The organism is Nonomuraea sediminis, from assembly GCF_018531495.1.
In the GTDB taxonomy this organism is placed as follows: Bacteria; Actinomycetota; Actinomycetes; order Streptosporangiales; family Streptosporangiaceae; genus Nonomuraea; species Nonomuraea sediminis.
The window spans coordinates 111880-133374 of sequence record NZ_JAHDTI010000017.1 but is presented as its reverse complement, the minus strand read 5'-3'; the positions used below and the strand labels follow the sequence as shown (position 1 = coordinate 133374).

The 21495-nt window shown below is 72.2% G+C and carries 12 protein-coding genes; 9 read left to right on the top strand and 3 right to left on the bottom strand.

Annotated features, from left to right (window positions below; all coding sequences use genetic code 11):
* The first annotated feature begins 30 nt into the window (after positions 1 to 30).
* The gene (locus KIK09_RS48800) at positions 31 to 1140 is read left to right on the top strand and encodes an NAD(P)/FAD-dependent oxidoreductase (protein ID WP_214326416.1); all 1110 of its coding nucleotides are present in this window, start codon (positions 31 to 33) and stop codon (positions 1138 to 1140) included.
* Positions 1141 to 1211: 71 nt separating this feature from the next.
* Positions 1212 to 1643 (top strand): hypothetical protein, encoded by a 432-nt coding sequence (locus tag KIK09_RS48795; protein ID WP_214326415.1) that lies wholly within the window; start codon positions 1212 to 1214, stop codon positions 1641 to 1643.
* Here KIK09_RS48795 and KIK09_RS48790 read toward each other — a convergent pair.
* Complete coding sequence (locus KIK09_RS48790; RefSeq protein ID WP_214326414.1) at positions 1618 to 2865, bottom strand: MFS transporter; 1248 nt, start codon at positions 2863 to 2865, stop codon at positions 1618 to 1620. The genes KIK09_RS48795 and KIK09_RS48790 overlap by 26 nt on opposite strands.
* A gap of 146 nt (positions 2866 to 3011) precedes the next feature.
* Here KIK09_RS48790 and KIK09_RS48785 point away from each other — a divergent pair, with 146 nt between their 5' ends.
* From KIK09_RS48785 to KIK09_RS48765, 5 genes are all read left to right on the top strand, one after another.
* Positions 3012 to 4658 (top strand): fatty acyl-AMP ligase, encoded by a 1647-nt coding sequence (locus tag KIK09_RS48785; protein ID WP_214326413.1) that lies wholly within the window; start codon positions 3012 to 3014, stop codon positions 4656 to 4658.
* Positions 4651 to 8124 (top strand): MMPL family transporter, encoded by a 3474-nt coding sequence (locus KIK09_RS59745; protein WP_214326412.1) that lies wholly within the window; start codon positions 4651 to 4653, stop codon positions 8122 to 8124. Before KIK09_RS48785 ends, KIK09_RS59745 begins: the two co-directional genes overlap by 8 nt.
* Complete coding sequence (locus KIK09_RS48775) at positions 8121 to 9599, top strand: MFS transporter (protein WP_214326411.1); 1479 nt, start codon at positions 8121 to 8123, stop codon at positions 9597 to 9599. Before KIK09_RS59745 ends, KIK09_RS48775 begins: the two co-directional genes overlap by 4 nt.
* 64 nt (positions 9600 to 9663) lie before the next feature.
* Entirely contained in the window at positions 9664 to 10899 is a 1236-nt protein-coding gene (locus tag KIK09_RS48770) for a glycosyltransferase (protein WP_308164749.1), read from the top strand.
* A 54-nt stretch (positions 10900 to 10953) separates the two neighbouring features.
* Positions 10954 to 12228, top strand: a complete 1275-nt coding sequence (locus tag KIK09_RS48765; protein WP_214326409.1) for a hypothetical protein — start codon at positions 10954 to 10956, stop codon at positions 12226 to 12228.
* On the opposite strand, the gene KIK09_RS48760 is transcribed toward KIK09_RS48765, so the two are convergent.
* The gene (locus tag KIK09_RS48760) at positions 12225 to 13346 is read right to left on the bottom strand and encodes an alpha/beta hydrolase (RefSeq protein ID WP_214326408.1); all 1122 of its coding nucleotides are present in this window, start codon (positions 13344 to 13346) and stop codon (positions 12225 to 12227) included. The genes KIK09_RS48765 and KIK09_RS48760 overlap by 4 nt on opposite strands.
* A 219-nt stretch (positions 13347 to 13565) precedes the next feature.
* On the opposite strand from KIK09_RS48760, the gene KIK09_RS48755 reads away from it, so the two are divergent.
* Together KIK09_RS48755 and ccrA are read left to right on the top strand one after the other, a co-directional pair.
* A complete protein-coding gene (locus tag KIK09_RS48755) occupies positions 13566 to 19073 on the top strand; it encodes a type I polyketide synthase (RefSeq protein ID WP_214326407.1) in 5508 nt (1835 codons plus the stop codon).
* Entirely contained in the window at positions 19070 to 20344 is a 1275-nt protein-coding gene (gene ccrA, locus KIK09_RS48750; RefSeq protein ID WP_214326406.1) for a crotonyl-CoA carboxylase/reductase, read from the top strand. Before KIK09_RS48755 ends, ccrA begins: the two co-directional genes overlap by 4 nt.
* On the opposite strand, the gene KIK09_RS48745 is transcribed toward ccrA, so the two are convergent.
* Positions 20325 to 21479, bottom strand: coding sequence for a PucR family transcriptional regulator (locus KIK09_RS48745; RefSeq protein ID WP_250575012.1), 1155 nt, complete (start codon positions 21477 to 21479; stop codon positions 20325 to 20327). The two genes, ccrA and KIK09_RS48745, sit on opposite strands and share 20 nt — an antisense overlap.
* Positions 21480 to 21495: the final 16 nt, after the last annotated feature.

The following is a 21495-nucleotide window of genomic DNA, read 5'->3' as shown; positions in this document are numbered from 1 at the left end:
CGCGTGCCCTCGACCGGTCACGGTGGTCCCATGAAATCGGTCATTGTGGTCGGAGCAGGCATTTGGGGTTCATCACTGGCACTGCGGCTGGCCGACTCCGGCTGGCGGGTGACGCTGGTCGAACAGCACACCCCGGGCCACGTACGGCAGGCCAGCGCGGGCGAGACCCGGCTCATGCGCTGCGCCCACGGCACCGACGACTGGTACGCGCGGATGGCGTGGAAGGCCAGGGACGGCTGGCGCCGGCTGGGCGAGCGGGCCGGCGAGGACCTCTTCCACGAGGCGGGCCTGGTCTGGTTCGCCGGCAGGCACGACGGCTGGGAGAGCGACAGCGCCAGGGTGCTGCAAAAGCTGGACATCCCGTGCGAGGTGCTCGATCCCACCGACGGCGGGCGCTTCTTCCCCGAATTCCGCGGCGACGACCTGGCGTTCCTGCTGTGGGAGCCGCACGCAGGGGTGCTCAGGGCCCGCCGCGCCACCCAGATCACCGCCCGCCTGGCCAGGGCCGCCGGGGTGGAGCTTGTCAGGGCGCGCGCCACGCCCGCCGACGGCGCGGCCGTCGAGGTCGACGGCGAGATCCGGCGGGCCGATCGCGTGGTGTGGGCGTGCGGCGCCTGGCTGCCCGGGCTGTTCGACGTGCCGATCAGCGTGACCAAGCAGGACACGCTGCACTTCGCGGTGCCGCCCGCCTGGGTCACGCCGGGCACGCCCGCCTGGTGCGACTACGACTCCTCCGCCTACGGGCACGGCGACGTCGACGGGGTGGGGATGAAGGCCACCTCGGACCAGGAGGGCCGGCCGTACGAGCCGGAGAACGGCGAGCGCGCCGTGGACGCGGACAGCCTCGAGCGGTCCAGGGAGTATCTGTCGCGCAGGTTCCCCTCGCTGGCGGGGGCGCCGGTCTTGTTCAGCCAGGTGTGCCAGTACGCGCTCACGCCCGACGCCGAGTGGATCATCGCCGAGACGGCGCCGGGGGTGTGGCTGCTGGGCGGCGACTCGGGGCACGGGTTCAAGCACGCGCCCGCGCTGGCCGAGTACGTGGCGGGGATCCTCGACGGTGCCCATGAGCCGGAAGCGCGTTTCGGGCTGCACGAGCGGGTGCCCGCCCGCGGGCTGCGGACAAGCGGAATGACAGGGTAGGGCGCGCCTCACCTGGGATTCGGGGGACGGCGGGCATGATCCGGATGCCCTCCCGGCCGGAAACTTGAGTCATGAAGACATTGACCGCACAAACGCCCCCCTCCGTCCAGGCCGCCTCGATGCTGTGGCTGGTCGCGGTCGGGGCGGGGATCTTCGAGACGCTGCTCGTCGTGACCGGCGGCAAGATCGGCCCCGGCGAACTGGTCACCGGGGTCGGGATCCGGCTGGTCGTGTTCGCCGCCGCGATCTTCCTGGCCCTGCGGCTGCGCCAGGGCGCGAACTGGGCACGCCTCAGCCTGGCCGTCATGCTGGGCTGCCTGGGCACGCTCTCGCTGGTCATCGGCCCGATCCAGGACCTGATGGCCGGGCACTCCCTCGGCGAGATCCTCGCCGAGATGGGCCCCTGGTTCGCCGGGAGCCGGGTCCTGCACCTCATGGCCGTGCTCGGGGCGATGCTGCTGATGTTCCAGCCGAGAGCTAACGAGTACTTCCGGAAGTCGTGACCGGGGCGCGCAGGTTGCGCACGCCGGGGGAGCACAGCGCCGCGAGCGTGGACAGGAGCACGATCGCGCCGCAGCCCAGCATGGCGGCCTCGGTTCCGACCAGGGCCGCCACCGGGCCGGCCAGCATCAGACCGATCGGCCCGAACATCAGCGAGCCGAGCGCGTCGTAGGCGCTGACCCGTGACAGCGACTCCGCCGGGATCTCCCGCTGCATGGTCGTCTGCCAGAGCACACCGAAGACGTCGAAGCAGATCCCGAGCACGAACGACGCCGCCACCAGCACCGGCAGCGGCGCCCCCAGCCCGAGCAGGATGTACGGCAACGCCGTCGGGAAGCAGAGCAGCACGCCGAGCCGGATCGGCCGCCTGGGCCGCAGCCGCAGCGAGACGAGCACCCCGACGATCGTGCCGACGGCCTCGCCCGCCAGGAACGCCGACCAGGCGGGCGCCCCGCCCAGGCTCTGTTTGGCGATCAGCGGCCCGAGCACGCCGTGAGCCGCCTGAAGGGCCATCACCAGCACCGAGAACTGGGCGACCACCACCCAGAGCCATTGGCGGGAGATGAACTCGCGCCACCCTTCCCGCAGGTCGGCGACGACCGAGTGCTTCTGGCCCGCCAGCTGCTCCATGGGCTCCAGTCGCAGGCAGGCGATCAGCACCCCCGCCACGGCGAACATCAGCCCGCTCACCATGAGTGCCCACCCGCCGCCGAACAGCACCACCGTGCCGCCGCTCAGCACCGCGCCCGCCACCCTGGAGGTGTTGGCGCCCAGCCCGAGCAGCGCGTTGCCGGTCTGCAGCCGGTCCGTGGGCACGACCTCGGGGATGATCCCGGTCAGCGCGGGGAACAGCACGGCCATCGACGTGCCGCTGACGGCAGCCGCGGCGGCCAGCGCGGGCAGCGGGGTCCAGCCGGTCAGCAGCATCGCGCCCAGACAGAAGAAGGCCAGCGCGTTCAGCGACTCGCCGGCCATCATCACCCGCTGGCGCGGGAACCGGTCGGCGATGACGCCGCCGACCAGCATGAACACCACCATCGGCAGCGACTCGGCGGTCAGCACCACCGACAGCGTGGTGGCATCCGCGCCGGGCAGGCCCAGAACGCCGAATGCCAGGGCGACGGGGGCGAACGCGCTGCCGAGCACGGAGATCGTGCGAGCGGTCAGCAGCAGGCTGAACCGGCGATCCCGGAGCAGCCCGAAATCGCGGACGTAGCTGTCCACCTGTGTGCCCCCTTGCAGAAGCCCCCATTCTGGCGGAATCCACGCACGGTGTCGCTGCAATATCTGTCACGCCGGTAACAAGACCGATCGAGCTTTTCGCAGGGGTTTGGCAAGAATCGAGCGCTTTCCTGCCGTAGTTTGCACGCATGCCTGACGCACTGATCGCCCAGGTTGCGCGGTGGGCGCGCGTGTCACCTGACGCGCCTGCCTACGTTTTCGTGGACTATCTTGGCGATGGCGCGCGGCACACCCTGACCTGGCGGCAGGCCGACCTCAGGGCCAGGGCGCTGGCCGTACGGCTGCGCGAGCTGGCGGGACCCGGGGACAGGGCGGCCATCATGGCCCCGCAGGGACTGGACTACGTGGTGGGGGTGCTCGGCGCCCTGTACGCCGGGGTCGTGGCCGTTCCGCTGTTCACGCCCGATCTGCCCGGGCACGCCGAGCGGCTCTCGTGCGCCTATGCCGACGCCGATCCCGCGCTCGTGCTGACCACGTCTTCCGCGCTGCCCGCCGTACGGGAGTTCCTGCCGTCGGAGCCGAAAGCGGTCTTGTTGCTGGACACCGTCTCCGACCTGCTGGCCGACGAGTGGGAGGGGCATCAGGCGAGCCCCGGCGACCTGGCCTACCTGCAGTACACCTCCGGGTCCACCAGGACGCCCGCCGGGGTGGAGATCACCCACGGCAACCTGGCCGCCAACGCCGCGCAGCTGTGGGAGGCCTTCCGCGCCAAGCCGCGGACCTCGGTGGCGGTGCTGTGGCTGCCGCTGTTCCACGACATGGGGCTGGTGTCGATCGTGGCCATGCCCGTGGTGGGCGGCAACCACGCCGTGTTCATGGACCCGGTGGCCTTCGTCATGCGGCCCGTGCGCTGGCTCCAGCTGCTCGGCGAGCACGCCGACGCCTACACCGGCGCGCCCAACTTCGCCTTCGAGTACACCGCCGCCCGCGTCAGCGACGCCGACAAGGCCGGGCTCGACCTGTCGGGCGTCCAGGTGATGCTCAACGGCGCGGAACCGGTACGGCCGGGCACGATCGAGGCCTTCGATGCCGCCTTCGCCGGGTGCGGGCTGCGCCCCGAGGCCCACACGCCCGCCTACGGGCTCGCCGAGGCGACCGTCTTCGTCGCCGCGATGGAACGCGACGCCCGCCCGCTGGTCACCGACTTCGACAGGGACGCGCTGCGGGCCGGCCGCGCCGTGCCGTACACGATCGGGGCGCGCAGCACGCTCGTCTCCTGCGGCCGCCCCACCGGCCAGACCGTGCAGATCTTCAGCGAGTACGGCGAGGCCAGGGCGGACGGCGAGGTCGGCGAGATCTGCGTCCGCGGGCCGAACGTGGCCCGCGCCTACTGGCGGGACCCGGCGCGGACGGCCGAGGTGTTCGCCGGGGGCTGGCTGCGGACCGGCGACCTGGGGGTGATCCACGACGGGCGGCTCTACGTGACCGGGCGGATCAAGGACCTGGTCATCGTGGACGGGCGCAACCACTACCCGCAGGACATCGAGGTGACCGTGCAGGAGGCGCACCCGGCGGTGCGCAGGGACCGCGTGGCCGCGTTCGCCGTGCCGGGGGAGTCCTCCGAGCGGCTGGTCGTGGTGGCGGAACGCTCCCGGGGGAGCGCTGCCTCGCTGGATGAGGTGGCGCGGTCAGTGCGGGGCGCCGTGGCGAAATTCCACGACCTGTCGGTGTTCGACTTCGTGCTGGCCGATGCGGGCTCGGTGCCGCGGACCTCCAGCGGGAAGATCGCCCGGCGCGCGTGCCTGCGGGCCTACCTGGAGGGCGCGTTTGTTTGAGACGGCCGGCCGCATCGTCTACCGGGGTCGGTGGACGCTGCTCGTCGTGAGCCTGGCCGTGGCCGTGCTGGTCGCGCCGTTCGGGATGGAGCTGTTCGGGCGGATGGCCGACGGGGGGTTCGACGATCCGTCCGCCGAGTCGACCACGGCGGCGCACTGGAGCAAGGACTGGTACGGCGGCAGCGCGCCCGACGTGGTCGTGCTCTACCGGCATCCGCAGGTCAAGGTGAACGATCCGCGGTTCAAACGGGCGGTGCACGCCTCGCTGCGTTCACTGCCCGCCGCCTATGTATCGAAATTGGCGACATATTGGACCACGGGGTCTCGTGAGCTGAAATCTCGTGACGAGCACTCCACCTACGCGCTGGTCACGCTGCGCGGCGACAAGCAGGCCTCCTTCGCCGCCATCAAGGATCAGCTGAAACGCGTCCAGAACCTCGACGTCTCAGTGGGCGGCTCGGTGCCGCTGACCAAGGAACTCAACGACCAGACCGCCGCCGACCTGGCCCGCGCCGAGGCGATCTCGATGCCGGTGCTGCTCGTGCTGCTCGTCATCGTCTTCGGCAGCCTGGTGGCAGCCGGGCTGCCGCTGGTCGTCGGGGCGTTCGCCGTCGTGGGCGCGCTCGTGCTGCTGCGGCTGCTCACCGAGCTCACTCAGGTGTCGGTGTTCTCGCTGAACGTCGTCACCATGCTCGCGCTCGGGCTGGCCGTCGACTACTCGCTGTTCGTGCTGAACGCCTTCCGCGAGGAGATCAGGCGGGGGGCGACCACGGAGCAGGCCGTGGTGCACACGATGGCCACGGCCGGCCGTACCGTCGCCTTCTCGGGGTTGACCGTGGCCACGGCGCTGCTCGGGCTGCTGCTGTTCCCGCAGATGTTCCTGCATTCGATCGGGCTCGGCGCGGCCGCCGTCGTGCTCGTGGCCATGCTGTCGGCGCTGGTCGTGCTGCCCGCCGTCCTGAGCGTGCTGGGGCCGCGGGTCGACGCGCTGCGGATCACGCCCGACTTCGGCTTCGCCCGCGGGACCTTCTGGCACGGGATCGCCTCCAGCGTGATGCGGCGCCCCGTGCTCTACCTCGGGATCGTCACGCTCGTGCTGGTCTCGCTGGCCATGCCGTTCCTGCACGTGAAGTTCGGCCAGGTGGACCACCGGGTGCTGCCCGCCGCCTCCGAGAGCCGGCAGGTCGCCGAGACCATCGACCGCGACTTCGCCCGCAACTCGATGGCCACCATCGACGTGCACGTGCTCATCGAACGCACCTTCACCGACAAACCCGCCACTCCCGGGCCGTTCGGCCAGGGCCACACGCCGATCAGCGCCGTCACGCCCATCACGCCGCTCGACGCCAAGCCCTTCGCCGACCGCCTGCGCCGGCTGCCCGGGGTCGACGGCGTCGACCTCGCCGGCTTCTCCCAGGCCAACGGCGCGGTACGGCTGGCCGTCCGCTACTCCTACGACCCGATGTCCACCGAGGCGCAGAACCTGGTCACGCTCATCAGATCGATGGCGAAGGAGCCGAACTTCCGCCAGGTCGTGGTCGGCGGCTCCACGGCGGCCCAGATGGACCTGCTGGCCAGCCTGCTGCGGACCCTGCCGTGGATGGCCCTGGTCGTCGGCGGGGCCACCTTCCTGCTGCTGTTCGCCGCCTTCGGGTCGTTACTGCTGCCGCTCAAGGCGCTGCTGATGAACGTCCTGTCCATCGGCGCCTCCTTCGGCGTCATCGTCTGGGCCTTCCAGGACGGCCACCTGGCCACGGCCCTCCGCTTCACCTCCACCGGCACCATCGAGGCCACGGTCACGGTCCTGATCCTCGCGGTCGTCTTCGGCCTGTCGATGGACTACGAACTCTTCCTCCTGTCGCGCATCCGCCACGAATGGCTCCGCACCGGCGACAACACGGCCGCCGTCGCCCGCGGCCTCCAGCAGACGGGCGGCGTCATCACCAGCGCCGCGCTCCTCCTCCTGGTGGTCATCGGCGCCTTCTCCACCGCCGGGATCACGATCGTCAAGCTGCTCGGGGTCGGCATGTTCGTGGCCATCGTCATCGACGCCACCCTCGTCCGGGCCCTCCTGGTGCCCGCCACGATGCGCCTCCTCGGCCCCGCCAACTGGTGGCTCCCCCCATTCCTCCGCCGCCTCCACCACCACCTCCCCAGCCACACCCCCTCAGACCCCAACCACCTCCTCTCACCCACCACCACCCCCGCCAGCCTCACCTCATCCCGCACCACCTCCGCCGCCCTCGCCTCGCCCAGCACCACCCCCGCCGGCCTCGCCCCACCTCCCACCCCCGTGAGCCTGGCTTCACCTCCTGCCCCCAAGCCCATCACCTCCGCCCGCCCCGCCCCGTCCCTCGCCCCACCCCCCACCACTCCCAAGCCCGTCACCTCCACCCACCGCCCCAGTACGGCAAGCTCCCCAGGCCCCACCACGCCTGCGCCAGGGCCCACCACGCCTACCCCGGGACCCGCCACACCTGCGCCGGGACTCGCCACTCCTACGCCAGGGCCCACCACGCCCACTCCGGGACCCGCCGCGCCCACTCCGGGACCCGCCGCGCCCACTCCGGGACCCACCGCGCCTGCGCCAGGGCCCACCACGCCTACTCCGGGACCCACCACGCCTGCGCCGGGACCCATCGCGCCTGCGCCAGGGCTCGCCGCGCCTGCGCCAGGACCCGCCGGGTCGCCGTCGCTCGGTATCGCGCACGCCACCCCACCGGGCGCCGGGTCGGCGAGCAGTGACGTCGGCGAAGCTCGGCGCCCTGGTACGGCGAGCACTTGGCGACGCAAGGTCGTCAAGCCGAACCCGAACGGCCCCGGCTGGCACTGGGCCGAGGAACCCGAGACGGACCCAGCCAACGCCACGGCCACGGAGTCGCCAACCACGCGAACGCCAGGCGTGACACGAAACGGCCGCCCAGCCGCATTCGGCGTGGACACCGACCCGGTCCCCGTCTCCTCCGAAGTCCCCATCCCGAACGACCAGTCCAAGCGCAGAGACCCATACGCCCCCAAGCCCCCCGAGTTCGGCAGCGAGGCGCCCAGACAGGCCGAGGCCAGGACTGTCACGCCGGAGTCAGATGGCCTCACGCCCGAGCTCGGCAGAGGCGCGCCCAGAGAAAACGAGGCCACACGCGTCACGCCCGAGGCAACCGAGTACGACAGAGGCGCGCCCAGAACGAGCGAGGCCACACGTGTCACGCCTGAGGCGGCCGAGTACGGCAGAGGCGCGCCCGGAACGAGCGAGGCCACAGGCGTCAGCCCCGAGGCGGCCGAGGGCGGTAGGGGCGCGGTCAACGGTGTTGTGCCGGGGGAGGCCGAGGGCGGCAGGGGTGTGGGTGAGGTGGATGGGGGTGGGGACGCGGAGGTGACTGGGTGGGTCAGGGTGGCGGCCGGCCGTACTCGGGTGGTGAAGGCGAACCCTGACGGTCCGGGGTGGGTGTGGGTGGAGGTGGACCTATGAGGGCCTCCGTAGTGGCCGGGGGGCGGGGCGGGCTTGTGTTGGTGGTGGTGGGTCTGGCCGGGTTCATCACGACGTTGGACAACACCGTGGTGACCGTGGCGTTGCCGAGTATTCAGCGCGATCTGGGGGCGGGGCTGGCCGCGCTGGAGTGGGTGGCGACCGGGTACATCGTCGCGTTCGGCGGGCTGATGCTGGCGGGCGGGCGCCTGGCCGACGTGTACGGTAGGCGCCGCATGCTCCTGGCGGGGATGACCCTGTTCACCGGGGCGTCGCTGGCCGCCGGGCTGGCCACGTCGATCCAGGTGCTGGTGGCCGCCCGGGTGGCGCAGGGGGTGGGCGCGGCGCTGGTGCTGCCGGCGACGCTCGCCGTACTCGCCGGGCGTGAGGACCGCGACCGCTCGGCAGGCGTGGCGGTCTGGATGGCCTCCGGCGCCGCGGCCCTGGCCCTGGGCCCGGTCGTGGGCGGCTACCTCAGCCAGCACGCCCACTGGAGCTGGATCTTCCTCCTGAACGCCCCCTTCGGCGCCACGGTGATCACCCTCGCCGCACTGACACTCCCCACAGAGCCCCCGAGAGCACGTGCACCGACGCCGCCGGATTCCCTCGCGTTTGCTGGGATGGGCGGACCGACGGATCGCCACGAATTCCGTCCGACCTCGGGGGTGTCTGCGCCTGTGGCGGTGGATGTTCCTGGGGTGGTGGCTTCGGGGGTGGTGTTGGGGGCGGGGACGTTCGCGCTCATTCATGGGGGTGAGTACGGCTGGGGGTCCGTGCCCATTGGGGTGGCGGTGGGCGTGTGTGTGGTGGGGGCGGGGGCTTTCGTGGTGGTGGAGCGGGTGGCGCGGGAGCCGATGGTGGATCTGCGGTTGTTCGCGTCGCGGGGGTTCACCGGGGGTGTGTTGGCGCAGGTGTTGTGGGGGTTGGGCGTCAACGGGGTGTTCTTTTACACGGCGCTCTTTCTGCAGGAGGTGCTGGGGTTCACGCCTACTGGTTCTGGGATGGCGTTCGTGCCGTTGGCGATGTTGGTCGTGCTGGTGACGCCGGTGGTACCGGTTCTGGAGCGGGCGATCGGTGCGGGGCGGACCGTGGGGATCGGGCTCGTGCTGGTGGCCGCGGGGATGTTGGCGGCGGCGTTCCTGGGGCCGGGGGACGGGTGGGAGCGGTTGGTGCCCGCCGTCGGGGCGATCGGGGTCGGGTCGGCGTTGACGATCCCGTTGGGGTCGGCGGTGCTGGCGGGTGTGCCGGAGTCGCGGGCCGGGGTCGCGGGTGGGGTGTTCTCGGTCAGCCGGGAGATCTCCGGGCTCTTCGGGATCGCCGCCGTGGGTGCCGTGGTGCAGGCGGCCGGGAGCCTGGCCACCGGATACCGCATCGGCCTGCTGGCCGCCGCCACGCTCGTCCTCGCCGGAGCAGCGATAAGCACAGTGATGCTCCCCCGAGGCGCCGACGCCCCAGCGGCAGCGCAGAGGCTCCCGTGAGGGCAGGCCCGGCAAGAGCGGGGTGCTCCTGTGAGGGCGGTCTTGTGAGGGTGGGCCTGCGAGGGTGGGGGACCGCCTGGGCGGGGGTGTTCCCGTGAGGGTGGCTGTTGTGGGGCTTGGTTCTCGGGGGGATACGCAGCCGTGCGCGGCGTTGGCTCATGCGCTCGGGGCTCGGGGGCACGACGTCGTTCTCATCGCGCCCGAGCGGTACGCGCACCTTGCCGGTGGGGTGGGGTTTGCGGGGTTGGGGGTGGATCCGGCGGCGGTTGTGGAGAGTGCGGAGGGGCGGGCCTGGTTGCGGAGCGGGCCGTTGGGGTTTGTCCGGGGGTTTCGGCAGGTGGTGGAGCCGCTGGCGGAGAAGCTGGTGGTGGAGGTGGATGCCGCTTGTGCAGGGGCTGACATGGTGTTGGCGCCGGCGTTGGGGGCGTTCGGGCGGCATTTGCATGACAAGTACGGCGTGCCGTACCGGATCCTGCAGTTTCAGCCGAGTGAGCCGACCAGCGAGTTCCTGAATCCGCTCTTCGGGGGGCGGAGCTCGGGGAGGGTGGTGAACCGGGCCAGCTATGCGGTGGTGGAGCGGCTGGCTTGGGTGGTGCTCGGGCGGATGGTGAATCGGCTGCGCGGCAGGGTGTTGGGGTTGGGGCCGCTGCGGGGGAGTGCGTTCGTGGCGGATCGGCGGGATCGGGTGCCGGTGTTGTGCGGGGTCAGCCCGCTGGTGGTGCCCAGGCCGCGGGATTGGCCTTCGTGGGTGCACATGACCGGGTACTGGCGGATGCCCTCCACCCAGGACGGAGGGCAGGACGTGCAGGGGTTTTTGGAGGATGGCGAGGCGCCGGTGTTCGTGGGGTTCGGGAGCATGGTGCCCGACTCGCCTGAGCGGGTTGCGGAGCAGGTGGTTGCGGGGCTGCGGATCGCGGGGATGCGGGGGATCGTTCAGGGGTTGCCCGTCGAAGGGCGGGACGACGTGCTGAGCGTGGGGGAGGTCGATCATGCGGCGTTGTTCCGGCGGGTGGCGGCCGTGGTGCATCACGGTGGGGCGGGGACCACGGCGGCGGGGCTGACGGCGGGGGTGCCCTCCGTGGTGTGCCCGTTCTTTTCCGATCAGCCGTTCTGGGGGCGGCGGGTCGCGGAGTTGGGAGTCGGGCCCGCGCCGTTGCCGATCGCGGAGCTGACCGCGCGGGAATTGGGGGCGCGGCTGCTGGCCGTACCGGGATATCGCGAGAGGGCGGCACAACTGGGGAGGCGACTGCGAGTTGAAGACGGGGTGAAGAACGCGGTCGTTTGCGTTGAAGGTAGCTGATCATCCGGATATTGTGCGAAGTGCCCCGTGATCACCCCCCTTGGAGTCGACGCCATGCGCTTGAGGCCGATCCTGGTCATCGGACTGACGCTCTCTCTGCTGGGGGTGGGCGTGCCCGCCTGGTCGCAGGACGATCCGAAGAGCTGCAACGATCTGCTGGCCGACGGCACTCCGGCGTACGTGGTGTGCAACTGGATGGCCACGCCGGACCAGGTCGAGGACATCGTCCGGTTCTGGAGCAACAACGACAACCAGAACATGCAGGCAGCCAACCCGCCCACGGGATACACCGCGGACTGCACGGACCCGGCCAACACCTGCCCGAACGACACCCCGGACAGCGAGGCCCATGGCGACGGCGACCCTGACGTGCCTGGCGCGGAGGACGGCGGCACCCCGGAGTGCACCAACGGCGACCAGTGCTTCGTGGACCCCTCGGAGGTGTCCAAGCAGGACCTGGCCAAGGCCGAGAAGACCACCGGCGGGCAGGCGGTCAAGGCCGCCGCGACGAACGGCATGCGGGTCTGGATCGACACCGACCTGGCCGACGACTGGAAGGCCGGCAAGCTGGACGAGGCGGTCAAGCAGCTGGCCCCGCTGGCCTACCAGGACGGCGTCGTGGGGGTTCGGTTCGCCACGCAGCTCGGGTACAACCAGACCTTCCAGGACGCCGACGAGCTGGACAAGTTCGTCTCCGAGACCTCGGCCGCGCTGCGCAGGACACTGCCGGGCAAGCGGCTGGCGGCGCACACGGTGATGCCGGTGTTCGGGTGCGGGGCCAACGACGCGTGCAAGACCGCGATGTCCGAGAAGTACCCGCTGCTCAACCCCGACCGGGTGGGCGCCTGGCTGGCCAAGGGCCAGCTCGACCAGCTCGCGCTCGACAGCGGCACCGACTACTCGACCTGGAAGATCGACACCGCCACGGCGCAGCGCAACCAGTGGATCCAGGTCAGGGCTCGCGCGTGGGACGCCTACGCGCAGATCGCCGCGGAGGACGCCTCCTTCGCCGCCGCCCAGCCCACGCAGAACGCCACCGCCTCCGAGGACTCCACCAAGGTGATCGCGGCCCGGGTCGCCACGCCGCTCCAGGACGCGGGTGCGTCGACGGTCACGCTGTGGACGCGCTGGCAGGACCAGCAGGGGCAGGTCCACCGGGCCTACGGTGAGAAGTGGGGCGCCAGCACCACCTGGGACGACCTGAAGAAGCTCACCGCGCTGCACTCCCGCCTGGCCACGATCTACGACCCGGCCAACCCCGAGACCGACCAGGCCACCGACCTGAAGAACCTGTCAGCGGTCTTCGGCCAGGTCCTTATTCACGTCTAGGAAGTCGTCAGGCGCCAGTCGCTCTGGGTGGGCGGCACGTCGGGGGTGGGCGGGCCGCCGCCGGGCAGGCCCAGGGCGGTCAGGATCATCGGGTAGGAGTTCTTGAACTCCCGCGTCCAGTACGGCCAGGTGTGGGTGCCGTTGCCGTAGAGGTTGAGCACGTGCGGAATGCGCAACGCGGTCAGCCGCTTGTCCAGGGCCTTGGCCGTGTAGGCGGAGATGGGCTCGCCCAGGTGGGCGGGGTGCCACGGGGAGCCGGGCGGGTCCAGTGGGCCCTGGAAGCTGGTCGTGCCGCTGGACATGTAGATCATGGTGCCGCGCAGGCCGGGCGCCAGGACCAGCGGGTCGTTGGCCGCCCAGATCTTCCTGTCGCGTAGCGGGTCGCCCCACAGCGCCAGCGGGTCCTGCTTCTCGCTGGCCTGGGCGTTCATGATGAGCGCGGGGATGCCGGGCAGCTCGGTGGCCATGATGCCGCTGTAGGCCCCGACGAAGCGGAACATGCCCGGGTTTCGCGCCGCGTACTTCATCGCGCCGTACGCGCCCATCGACAGTCCGGCGATGGCCCGCCGCGTTCCGGCCCGGTAGCCGATCTCCAGCAGTCGCCGCACCTCGTAGGTGTGGAACCTGGCCCAGGCGGGCGGGCCGCCACGGCCGCCGTTGTACCAGTCGGAGTAGTTGCCCGCCCGCCCCGCCTCCGGCATCACGACCAGCGCGTCCAGGTTCTGCGTGAACGTGGCCACGTCCGTCATCCTGGTCCACGAGGTGTAGTCGTCGGCCCCGCCGTGCAGCAGGTACAGCACCGGCCAGGTCCGCTTCGCGCTCTTCGACCAGCCGCGCGGCACCAGGATCCGCACCGGCAGCAGCCGCCCGACCGACGGCGAGGAGACGAGGATGTCCAGCGTCCGCGCCCCCGCCCACCGCTCCGCCACCACCCGTGCCGGGCCGGGCAGCGCGGGCTGCCACGGCTGGTATCCGCCGGTCTTCCGCTGAGGTACGGCCTGCCGCTGCGCGGCCTGATTCCCTCCTGGGAGGAGGGACCAGTCGGGATCCGCGGCGAGCGCCGGGTTCGCGCTCACGCCGACGAGCAAGGCCGTGGCCAGGGCTAGCAGGGAACGCATGGGTGGTCCCTTCGCGAGTCGACGGGAGGCGAGGGTAGGCGGCGCGGCCACGGCCCAGCTATGACCGGACGCAACGAAATGCCGGTAGCAGTTGCGCTCTGCCGTACAAAACTGCGCTGGAGTGACAAATCGCAGCGGAAGAATGTTCCACTCGGAGCTCCCGCCGAGCCGGAACCGCTGGGTATCTTGACCGACCACCCCAGGAGCATGGGAGCGCTCGTGGACGTTGGCGAAGGCGAGATCCGCCGCTTCCTGGCCGAGCGGATCGCGGCCAAGGTGCCAGGCGGGCAGGTCGACCTCGATCGGCCGCTGGAGGAGTACGGGCTGTCGTCGCGCGACGCGGTCGGGATCGCGGGCGAGCTGGCCGAGCTGCTGGGGCGGGAGCTGAGCCCCACCCTGGTGTGGGAGTACCCGACGATCGACCGGCTGGCCGCCGCGCTGAGCGGTCCGCCCACTCGGAACCAGGAAGGACGGCGCGATCCGGGGGAGCCGATCGCGGTGGTCGGGGTCGGCTGCAGGGTGCCGGGGGCGCACGGTCCCGAGGCGTTCTGGCGGCTGCTGATCGAGGGCGGGGACGCGGTGTCCGAGGTGCCGCCGGGCAGGTGGGAGGCGTTCGACGACGGGTCGGCCGGGGCCGAGGAGGTGCTGGCGGGGACCACGCGGCACGGCGGGTTCCTGGACGACGTGGCCGGGTTCGACGCGGAGTTCTTCGGGATCTCGCCCGGCGAGGCGGCCGCCATGGACCCGCAGCAGCGGCTGCTCCTGGAGACCGCCTGGGAGGCGCTGGAGCACGCGGCCATCGCGCCACGGTCGCTGCGCGGCAGCCGTACCGCCGCCTATGTCGGGATATCCGGGAACGAGTACGCCTACCTGACGAGCGCCGACCTGGCGCAGGTGGACGCGTGGACGGCCACCGGCGCGGCACTGAGCATCGCGGCCAACCGGCTGTCGTACCTGCTCGACCTGCGCGGCCCGTCGATGGCCGTGGACACCGCGTGCTCGTCGTCGCTGGTGGCCACGCATCTCGCCGTCGGGAGCCTGCGGTCGGGCGAGTGCGACCTGGCCCTGGCCGCCGGGGTGAACCTGCTGCTTTCACCGCTGGTCACCGTGGCCTTCGACCGGGGCGGCGGGACGGCTCCCGACGGGCGGTGCAAGGCGTTCGACGCGGCGGCCGACGGGATGGTGCGGGCCGAGGGGTGCGGGGTCGTGGTGCTCAAGCGCTTGGCCGATGCGATCCGCGACGGCGACCGGGTGCTCGCGGTGATCAGGGCGAGCGCGGTCAACCAGGACGGCAGGTCCAACGGGCTCGTCGCGCCCAACCCCCTGGCTCAGGAAGAGCTCCTGCGTGAGGTGTACGGCGGGCTGGACCGAGGCCCCGACTACGTCGAGGCGCACGGAACCGGCACGTTCCTCGGGGATCCCATCGAGGCCCGGGCGATCACGGCGGCGCTGCCGGGACCGGTGCTGATCGGGTCGGTGAAGTCCAACCTGGGGCATCTGGAGGCGGCGGCCGGGGTGATCGGACTGATCAAGACCGTGCTGGCCCTGCACCACGGGACGATTCCGGCGAGCCTCCACTACCACGCCCCGAATCCGCATATTTCCTGGGATGCGCTGCAGGTCGTGACATGTCCGACCCCATGGCCCGCCAAGCGGGCACGCGCCGGGGTGTCGGCCTTCGGATTCGGCGGAACCAACGCCCACGTCGCGCTCGACGCCTTTCCCGACATTTCCGAAAAGGTGGAGCAGGCGCCCACGGCCAAGCATGTGGTCCTCCTGTCGGACATCTCGCCCGACAGGATCCGGGAGCACGCCGCGCTCCTCGACCCAGGCGCGCCCCTGGGAGACCTCGCCCACACCCTGGCCAGACGGGCGGGCCGCGGTCACGTGGCCGCCGCCCTGGTCGCGGGCGACGCGGCCGAACTGACCGCCGGACTCACCACCCTGACACCCCGAAGCGGCACGCCGGGCAGGGGCCCGGTGTGGGTGTTCAGCGGGTACGGCTCGCAGTGGCCCGGCATGGGCCGTGCCCTGTACGCGGCCGAACCCGCCTACCGCGCCGCGATCGACGAGCTCGCCCCGATGCTCACGGCCGAGGCGGGCATCGACGTGTTCGCCCCGCAGGAGGGCGTGGCCTGCGTCCAGCCGATGATCTTCGCCGTCCAGGTGGCGCTGGCCCGCCTGTGGACCGCCTACGGGTTCGAGCCGGCCGCGGTGATCGGGCACTCGATGGGCGAGGTCGCCGCGGCCGTCGTGGCGGGCGCGCTGCCGCTGCCGGACGCCGTCCGCGTGATCTGCCGCCGCGCCCGCCTGCTCGGCACGCTCGGCGGTGGCGGCGCGATGGCCGTCCTCGAGGTCCCCGCCGAGGAGATCCCGCACGACCTGCACGTCGCCGTCCACACGGCGCCCCGCCAGGTCGTCGTCACCGGCGATCCGCACCGCGTGGCCCGCCACGCCGCCGAGGTCGAGGCCCGCGGCCTGTTCGCCAGGACGCTCACCGCCGAGGGCGCGGGACACTCACCCCAGGTCCAGCCTCTCCTGCCGAGGATCAGGCAGGAACTCGCGGATCTCTCGTACGGCCCGCCCGCCGTGCCGTCCTACTCCACGGTCCTCGACGACCCCCGCCAGACCCCGGTGTTCGACCCCGCCTACTGGGCCGCGGGAGTACGCCGCCCCGTCCGCTTCATGCAGGCCGTCCAGGCCGCCACGGAGGACGGCCACACCGTCTTCACCGAGCTCAGCCCCCACCCCCTGCTCACCAGCCCGCTCCACGACACGACCGCCCACACCCGGGCCCTGGTCACCCACTCGCTGGCCCGCGGCACCGACGAGGCCTTCTACACCCAGCTGGCGACCGTGGCCACCGCCGTGCCCCCGCGCACCCGCGGCCGCGTCATCGACGTCCCTTCCCCGCCCTGGCACCACACCCGCCACTGGCCGGAGCCTCGACGACGGGCGGAAGGTCACCGCCTCCTCGGCCGGCACGTCGAGACCCAGGAAGGCCACGCCTGGACCACCCGCCTGGACGACCTGTCCGAGCCTCCCTGGCGCCTCGACCCGGCGGCCTGGCACCGCCACGGCCACCCCGTCCTCCCGCTCCAGGCCGTGACCCGCCTCGCCACCGCGGCCGCCACACAGGTGCACGGCGAGGCCTCCCTGTCGCAGGTGACCCTGCACGCCCCGCTCCCGCTGCCCTCCGACGTCACGATCACCCTGCGCGGCGACGAGATCCGCATCACCGCCAAGAACGCCGCGGGCCGCTGGACCACCCACGCCACCGCCACGACGGGCCCCGCCCCCTGCCGCGAAACCGACCTCCCCGACGTCCCGATCCCGGTGACCCTGGAAAGCAAGCTCCTCCACCGCACCTGGATCCCGGCGCCCCTCGATCCCGTGGGGGAGAGGACGGACCGCACCGTGGTGGTCGTGCCGCCCGGGCTGACCCCGCGGGAGACCAGGGACACGATCCTGGAGCTCGCCGACCTGGCCAGGAAGGGCGCCCGCCTGACGATCGTGACCCGGCACGCGCAGGCCGTCCTCGACACCGACCGCCCGGATCCGGGCCCCGCGTCGCTGCGGGCGCTGGTCAGGGTCCTGGCACTGGAGCACCCGGAGTGCAGGGCCAAGCTGGTCGACGTCGACACCCTCGAAGCCCTCGACCACGAGCGCGAGACGGCGGACGACGAGATCGCCTGGCGGGACGGCACCCGGTACGCGGCGCGGCTGAGCCGTACCACCCTTCCTGAGGCGACGACCACCCCGGCGGCGGGCCCGGGCGCGTACATCATCACCGGCGGGTACGGCAGGCTCGGCCGGATCGTGGCACGCTGGCTGGCCGACCGCGGCGCCACCCGCATCGTCGTCAACGGCCGCACAGGACGCGCGACCGAGGTCCTGGGCGAGCTGGTCGCGGGCGACCTGGCCGAGGACGGCACGGCGGAGCGGCTCGTGGCCGCGGCCACCAAGGGCGGGATGCGCCTGCGCGGGATCGTCCACGCGGCGGGCGTCCTCGACGACCGCCTCATCGCCGACCTCGACCATGCCGGCCTCGCGAACGTGTGGCGGGCCAAGGTCGAGGGCGCCCTGCGGCTGCACGAGGCGACCAAGGGCCTGGACCTGGACTGGTGGGCCGGGTTCTCCTCGGCGGCCGGGCTGCTCGGCTCGCCGGGGCAGGCCGCCTACGCCACGGCCAACGCGTGGCTGGACGCGCTGATCGAGCTGCGCCGGGCCGAGGGCCTGCCGGGGATCGGCATCGCCTGGGGCACCTGGACGGGCGCCGCCGCGATGCCCGCCGTCGAGGCGCTGACCGAGGAGGAAGGCGTCGAGGCGCTGGAAGCACTCATCCAGCGCGACCTGTCAGCGGGCGTGGTCCGCCTGGACAGGGAGGCCGCCGTGGCGATGTTCCCCGGCATCGGGCGGCTGGCCTACTTCGGCGAAACCGCGGACCGCGGGGACGCCGGCGACGTGGCGGCCACGGTCAGGCAGCGGGCCGCGGCGGTGCTCGGGCACGACGAGGCGTGGCTGGACGACGGGACCGTGCTGACCGCGCTGGGGCTGGACTCGCTGGCCGCGACCAGGCTGCGCGGCATGATCGAGTACGACTTCGGCGTCGTGGTGGACGTGGCGCCGCTGCTCAAGGGCGGCACGCTGGGCGAGCTCGCCGACGCGGTGGCCGCCGGGCTCGGGCTGCGGGCACAGCGCGGGCCCCGCAGGATCGGGCCGCGGGACGCGGCGGAACGCCAGGTCGTCCGCGTCGTGGCGGGCCTGCTCGGCCACGAGCCCTCGGTCACCGACGAGATCCCGCCCGATGTGGTGAACCCGGCGCTCGACCTCCTCGCCAGGGAGCTCGGCCGGCCGCTCCGCGGGTTCGACCAGCCGAGCGTGGCCCAGGTCGCGGATGCGATCCGGGCGGCCGACGAGGGCGAGGCCGGGCGCGGGCTGGTACGGCGGCTCAACGACGTGCGTACGGGAAGGCCGCTGTTCCTTGCACACCCGGCGGGCGGCACCACCGGCGTGTACGCGCTGCTCGCGGCGCGCCTGGACGTTCCGGTGCTCGGGCTCGAGCGGGTGGACGAACCGCTCGACATCCCCGGGAGGGCCGAGAGGTACGCCCAGGCGATCACGGACACGTGTGGCGGGCAGTACAGGATCGGCGGCTGGTCGTTCGGCGGGATCCTGGCCTTCGAGGTCGCGCGGCAGCTCGAAGGCGCCGTCGAGCTCGTCCTCATGATCGACTCGGGCCTTCCCGACGAGGTCCCCGCGGACCGCTTGTCCCGGATCCGCTCCCAGCGATACGTGGATTTTTGCGGATACCTTCGTGACACCTATGGCGTGGACGTCCAGCTCGCCCTGGACGACCTCCTGGAGCTGGACGAGGGGCAACAGCTCGACCTGGCCGAGCGGCGCATCGCCGAGTCGGGCGTCCTGGGCATGCTGAGCCCCGCCATCCTGCGTCACCAGATCACCTCGCACGAGGACACCAGGGCCATCGAGGCCTACCGGCCGCGGCCGTACGCGGGCGAGGTCGTGCTCTTCCGCTCCACCGAGCCCACCCCGTGGGCCGTCGAGGACGCCAGGTATGCCCACCGCGACGACCCCGCCCGCGGGTTCGGCCCCTACAGCCCCGGCCTGGAGATCGTCCAGGTGCCCGGCTCGCACCACCTCAACCTGCTCGACCCCCCGCACGTCGAGGTCGTCGCCGACCACATGAACAGGAGGCTGACATGACGCTGGCCGAGGCCGTGGTCTCCGGCGCGGAGCCCGCCGAGCTGGCGAGCCTGCCCGTGCCGTCCACCTACCGCGCCGCCCACCTGCGCAAGGACGAGGTGGGCAGCTTCGCCGACAAGGACGTCAGGAGGTCGATCCACGTGGGCCAGGTGCCCATGCCGGAACTGGCCCCCGACGAGGTGCTGGTCGCGGTCATGGCCAGCGCGATCAACTACAACACGGTCTGGTCGGCGATGTTCGAGCCAATCCCCACGTTCGCCTTCCTGAAGCGGCTGGGACCCCGCCACGACCTGCCCACCCACGTGCTCGGCTCCGACGCGGCCGGGGTCGTGGTCCGCACCGGCGCCGCCGTACGGCGCTGGCAGGTCGGCGACCGCGTCGTGGCCGCGCCCGCCTACATCGACGGCGAGGACCCGATCGCCCAGCACGACGGCATGCTCGCCGCCGACCTGCGGGCCTGGGGCTTCGAGACGAACTTCGGCGGGCTGGCCGACTTCGCCGTCGTCAAGGCCACCCAACTGCTGCCCAAGCCGCGCCACCTGACCTGGGAGGAGGCGGCCTGCAACCTGCTGTGCGCCGCGACGGCCTACCGGATGCTGGTGGGTGAGCGCGGGGCCCGCATGCGGCAGGGGGACGTGGTGCTGCTGTGGGGGGCCACGGGCGGGCTCGGGGCGTACGGCGTGCAGCTCGTCAGGAACGGCGGCGGCATCCCGGTCGGCGTGGTGAGCTCGGAGGAGAAGGCGGAGCTGCTGCGCAGGATGGGCTGCGAGCACGTGATCGACCGCACCCAGTACGAGGACCTGAAAGGCGAGAAGGACTGGCGCAGGCTCGGCTCGGAGATCAGGCGGCTGGTCGGCGAGGACGCGGCGATCGTCTTCGAGCACACGGGGCGCGAGACCTTCGGCGCCTCGGTCTACGTCGCCAAGCGCGGCGGCGCGGTCGTGACCTGCGGATCGTCCAGCGGGTACGCCCACGAGTACGACAACCGGCACCTGTGGATGCGGCTCAAGCGGATCATCGGCTCACACGGCGCCAACTACCAGGAATGCCACGAGGTCAACCGGCTGATCTCCCTGGGCATGATCCACCCCACGCTGTCGGCGGTCTTCCCGCTGGCCCAGGCGGGGGCGGCGGCGCGAGCCGTACAGCTGAACGAGCACGTCGGCAAGGTGGGGGTGCTGGCGCTGGCGCCCGCGCCCGACCTGGGCGTGGAGGATCGCGCGCTGCGGGCGCGGATCGGGGAGGAGCGGCTCAGGCTGTTCCGTCCATGACCGACTGGCGGGCCCGCAGCACGATCTCCAGCTCGAAACGGATGTCCGGGTCGGCGAGCTGGTCACCGTACAACTCCTCGAGCTGGCGCAGCCGGTACCGGACCGTCTGCGGGTGCACGTGCAGCCTGGCCGCGACCTCACCCGCGCCGCGGCCGTGCCGCAGCCAGGCCAGCAGCGTCTCGGCCAGCCGGTCCTGCTGGGTGGGCCGCAGATGCGCCAGCGGCGCCAGCCTGTCCCTGGCCAGCGCGCTGACCAGCTCCTCGTCCTTGAAGACGATCAGCGTGGCCATGTGGTCCGTGCAGCGCACCAGCCCGCGCGGCAGCACGCCGCGCCGCGACAGCTCGAGCGCCTCACTGGCCCACCGCAGCGACGTCGCCGCCTCCAGCAGCGGTACGGCCGGCCCGATCGCGGCCCTGATGCCGTGCAGCGCGATCTCCAGCATCCTGGCCTGCCCAGGTCCGCAGGGATCGGGCACGAGCAGGCACTCCTGGCCGATCAGCACGTCGGGGGAGAGCGCGAGCTGACGCTGCCGCCCGTCGAGCGACACGCACGCCACGGTCTTCGGCAGCCGCCAGTTCGCCGCCTTGGCCATGTCCGCGATCGCCTCGAGCGCGGCGGGCGGGCGGGTCAGCAGCAGGTCGAGCAGGCGGGCACGGCGGCGCTCCATCTCGCCGGCGGCACGCGCCTTGGCCTCGTCGAAGCCCTCGGCGGCGGCGTCGGCCAGCTCGTCCAGGTAGATGAAGATGGCCTCGCCCAGGTCGTAGAGAGACTGGGGAGACAGGCCGAGCGGCTCGGCGAAGTCGGTCAGGCGCCGCCAGCTCACCCGCGCGCCCAGGCGCAGCGCGGTCTGCAGCGGCTCCAGGTTGCGCCCTTCGGCGGCCTCGCCCCGGCCGATCATGCGGAACGGCTCGGGGTCCCAGGCGGCGTGCGGGTTCTCGACACGGTCCAGGAAGCCGTCGATGGCCTGCTCGACGGCCATCCTGATGACCTTGATGTAGATCTCGTCGGACGGGCGGGCGTACTCGGGGATGCGGGTCTGGATCTCCTCGATCACCTCGGCCGAGACACGTGCGATGCCCGCCCTCAGCGTCTGCACGATGTCAGCCGGTGTCCGGGTGTCGCTCCTGATGCCCATCGTCCCTCCTGCGGCC

Bases quoted from the DNA above. Each gene is read 5' to 3' on its own strand.
- KIK09_RS48785 (WP_214326413.1), top strand. From the start codon at position 3,012: ATGCCTGACGCACTGATCGCCCAGGTTGCGCGGTGGGCGCGCGTGTCA.
- ccrA (WP_214326406.1), top strand. From the start codon at position 19,070: ATGACGCTGGCCGAGGCCGTGGTCTCCGGCGCGGAGCCCGCCGAGCTG.
- KIK09_RS48760 (WP_214326408.1), bottom strand. From the start codon at position 13,346: ATGCGTTCCCTGCTAGCCCTGGCCACGGCCTTGCTCGTCGGCGTGAGC.
- KIK09_RS48795 (WP_214326415.1), top strand. From the start codon at position 1,212: ATGAAGACATTGACCGCACAAACGCCCCCCTCCGTCCAGGCCGCCTCG.
- KIK09_RS48800 (WP_214326416.1), top strand. From the start codon at position 31: ATGAAATCGGTCATTGTGGTCGGAGCAGGCATTTGGGGTTCATCACTG.
- KIK09_RS48775 (WP_214326411.1), top strand. From the start codon at position 8,121: ATGAGGGCCTCCGTAGTGGCCGGGGGGCGGGGCGGGCTTGTGTTGGTG.
- KIK09_RS48765 (WP_214326409.1), top strand. From the start codon at position 10,954: ATGCGCTTGAGGCCGATCCTGGTCATCGGACTGACGCTCTCTCTGCTG.
- KIK09_RS48745 (WP_250575012.1), bottom strand. From the start codon at position 21,479: ATGGGCATCAGGAGCGACACCCGGACACCGGCTGACATCGTGCAGACG.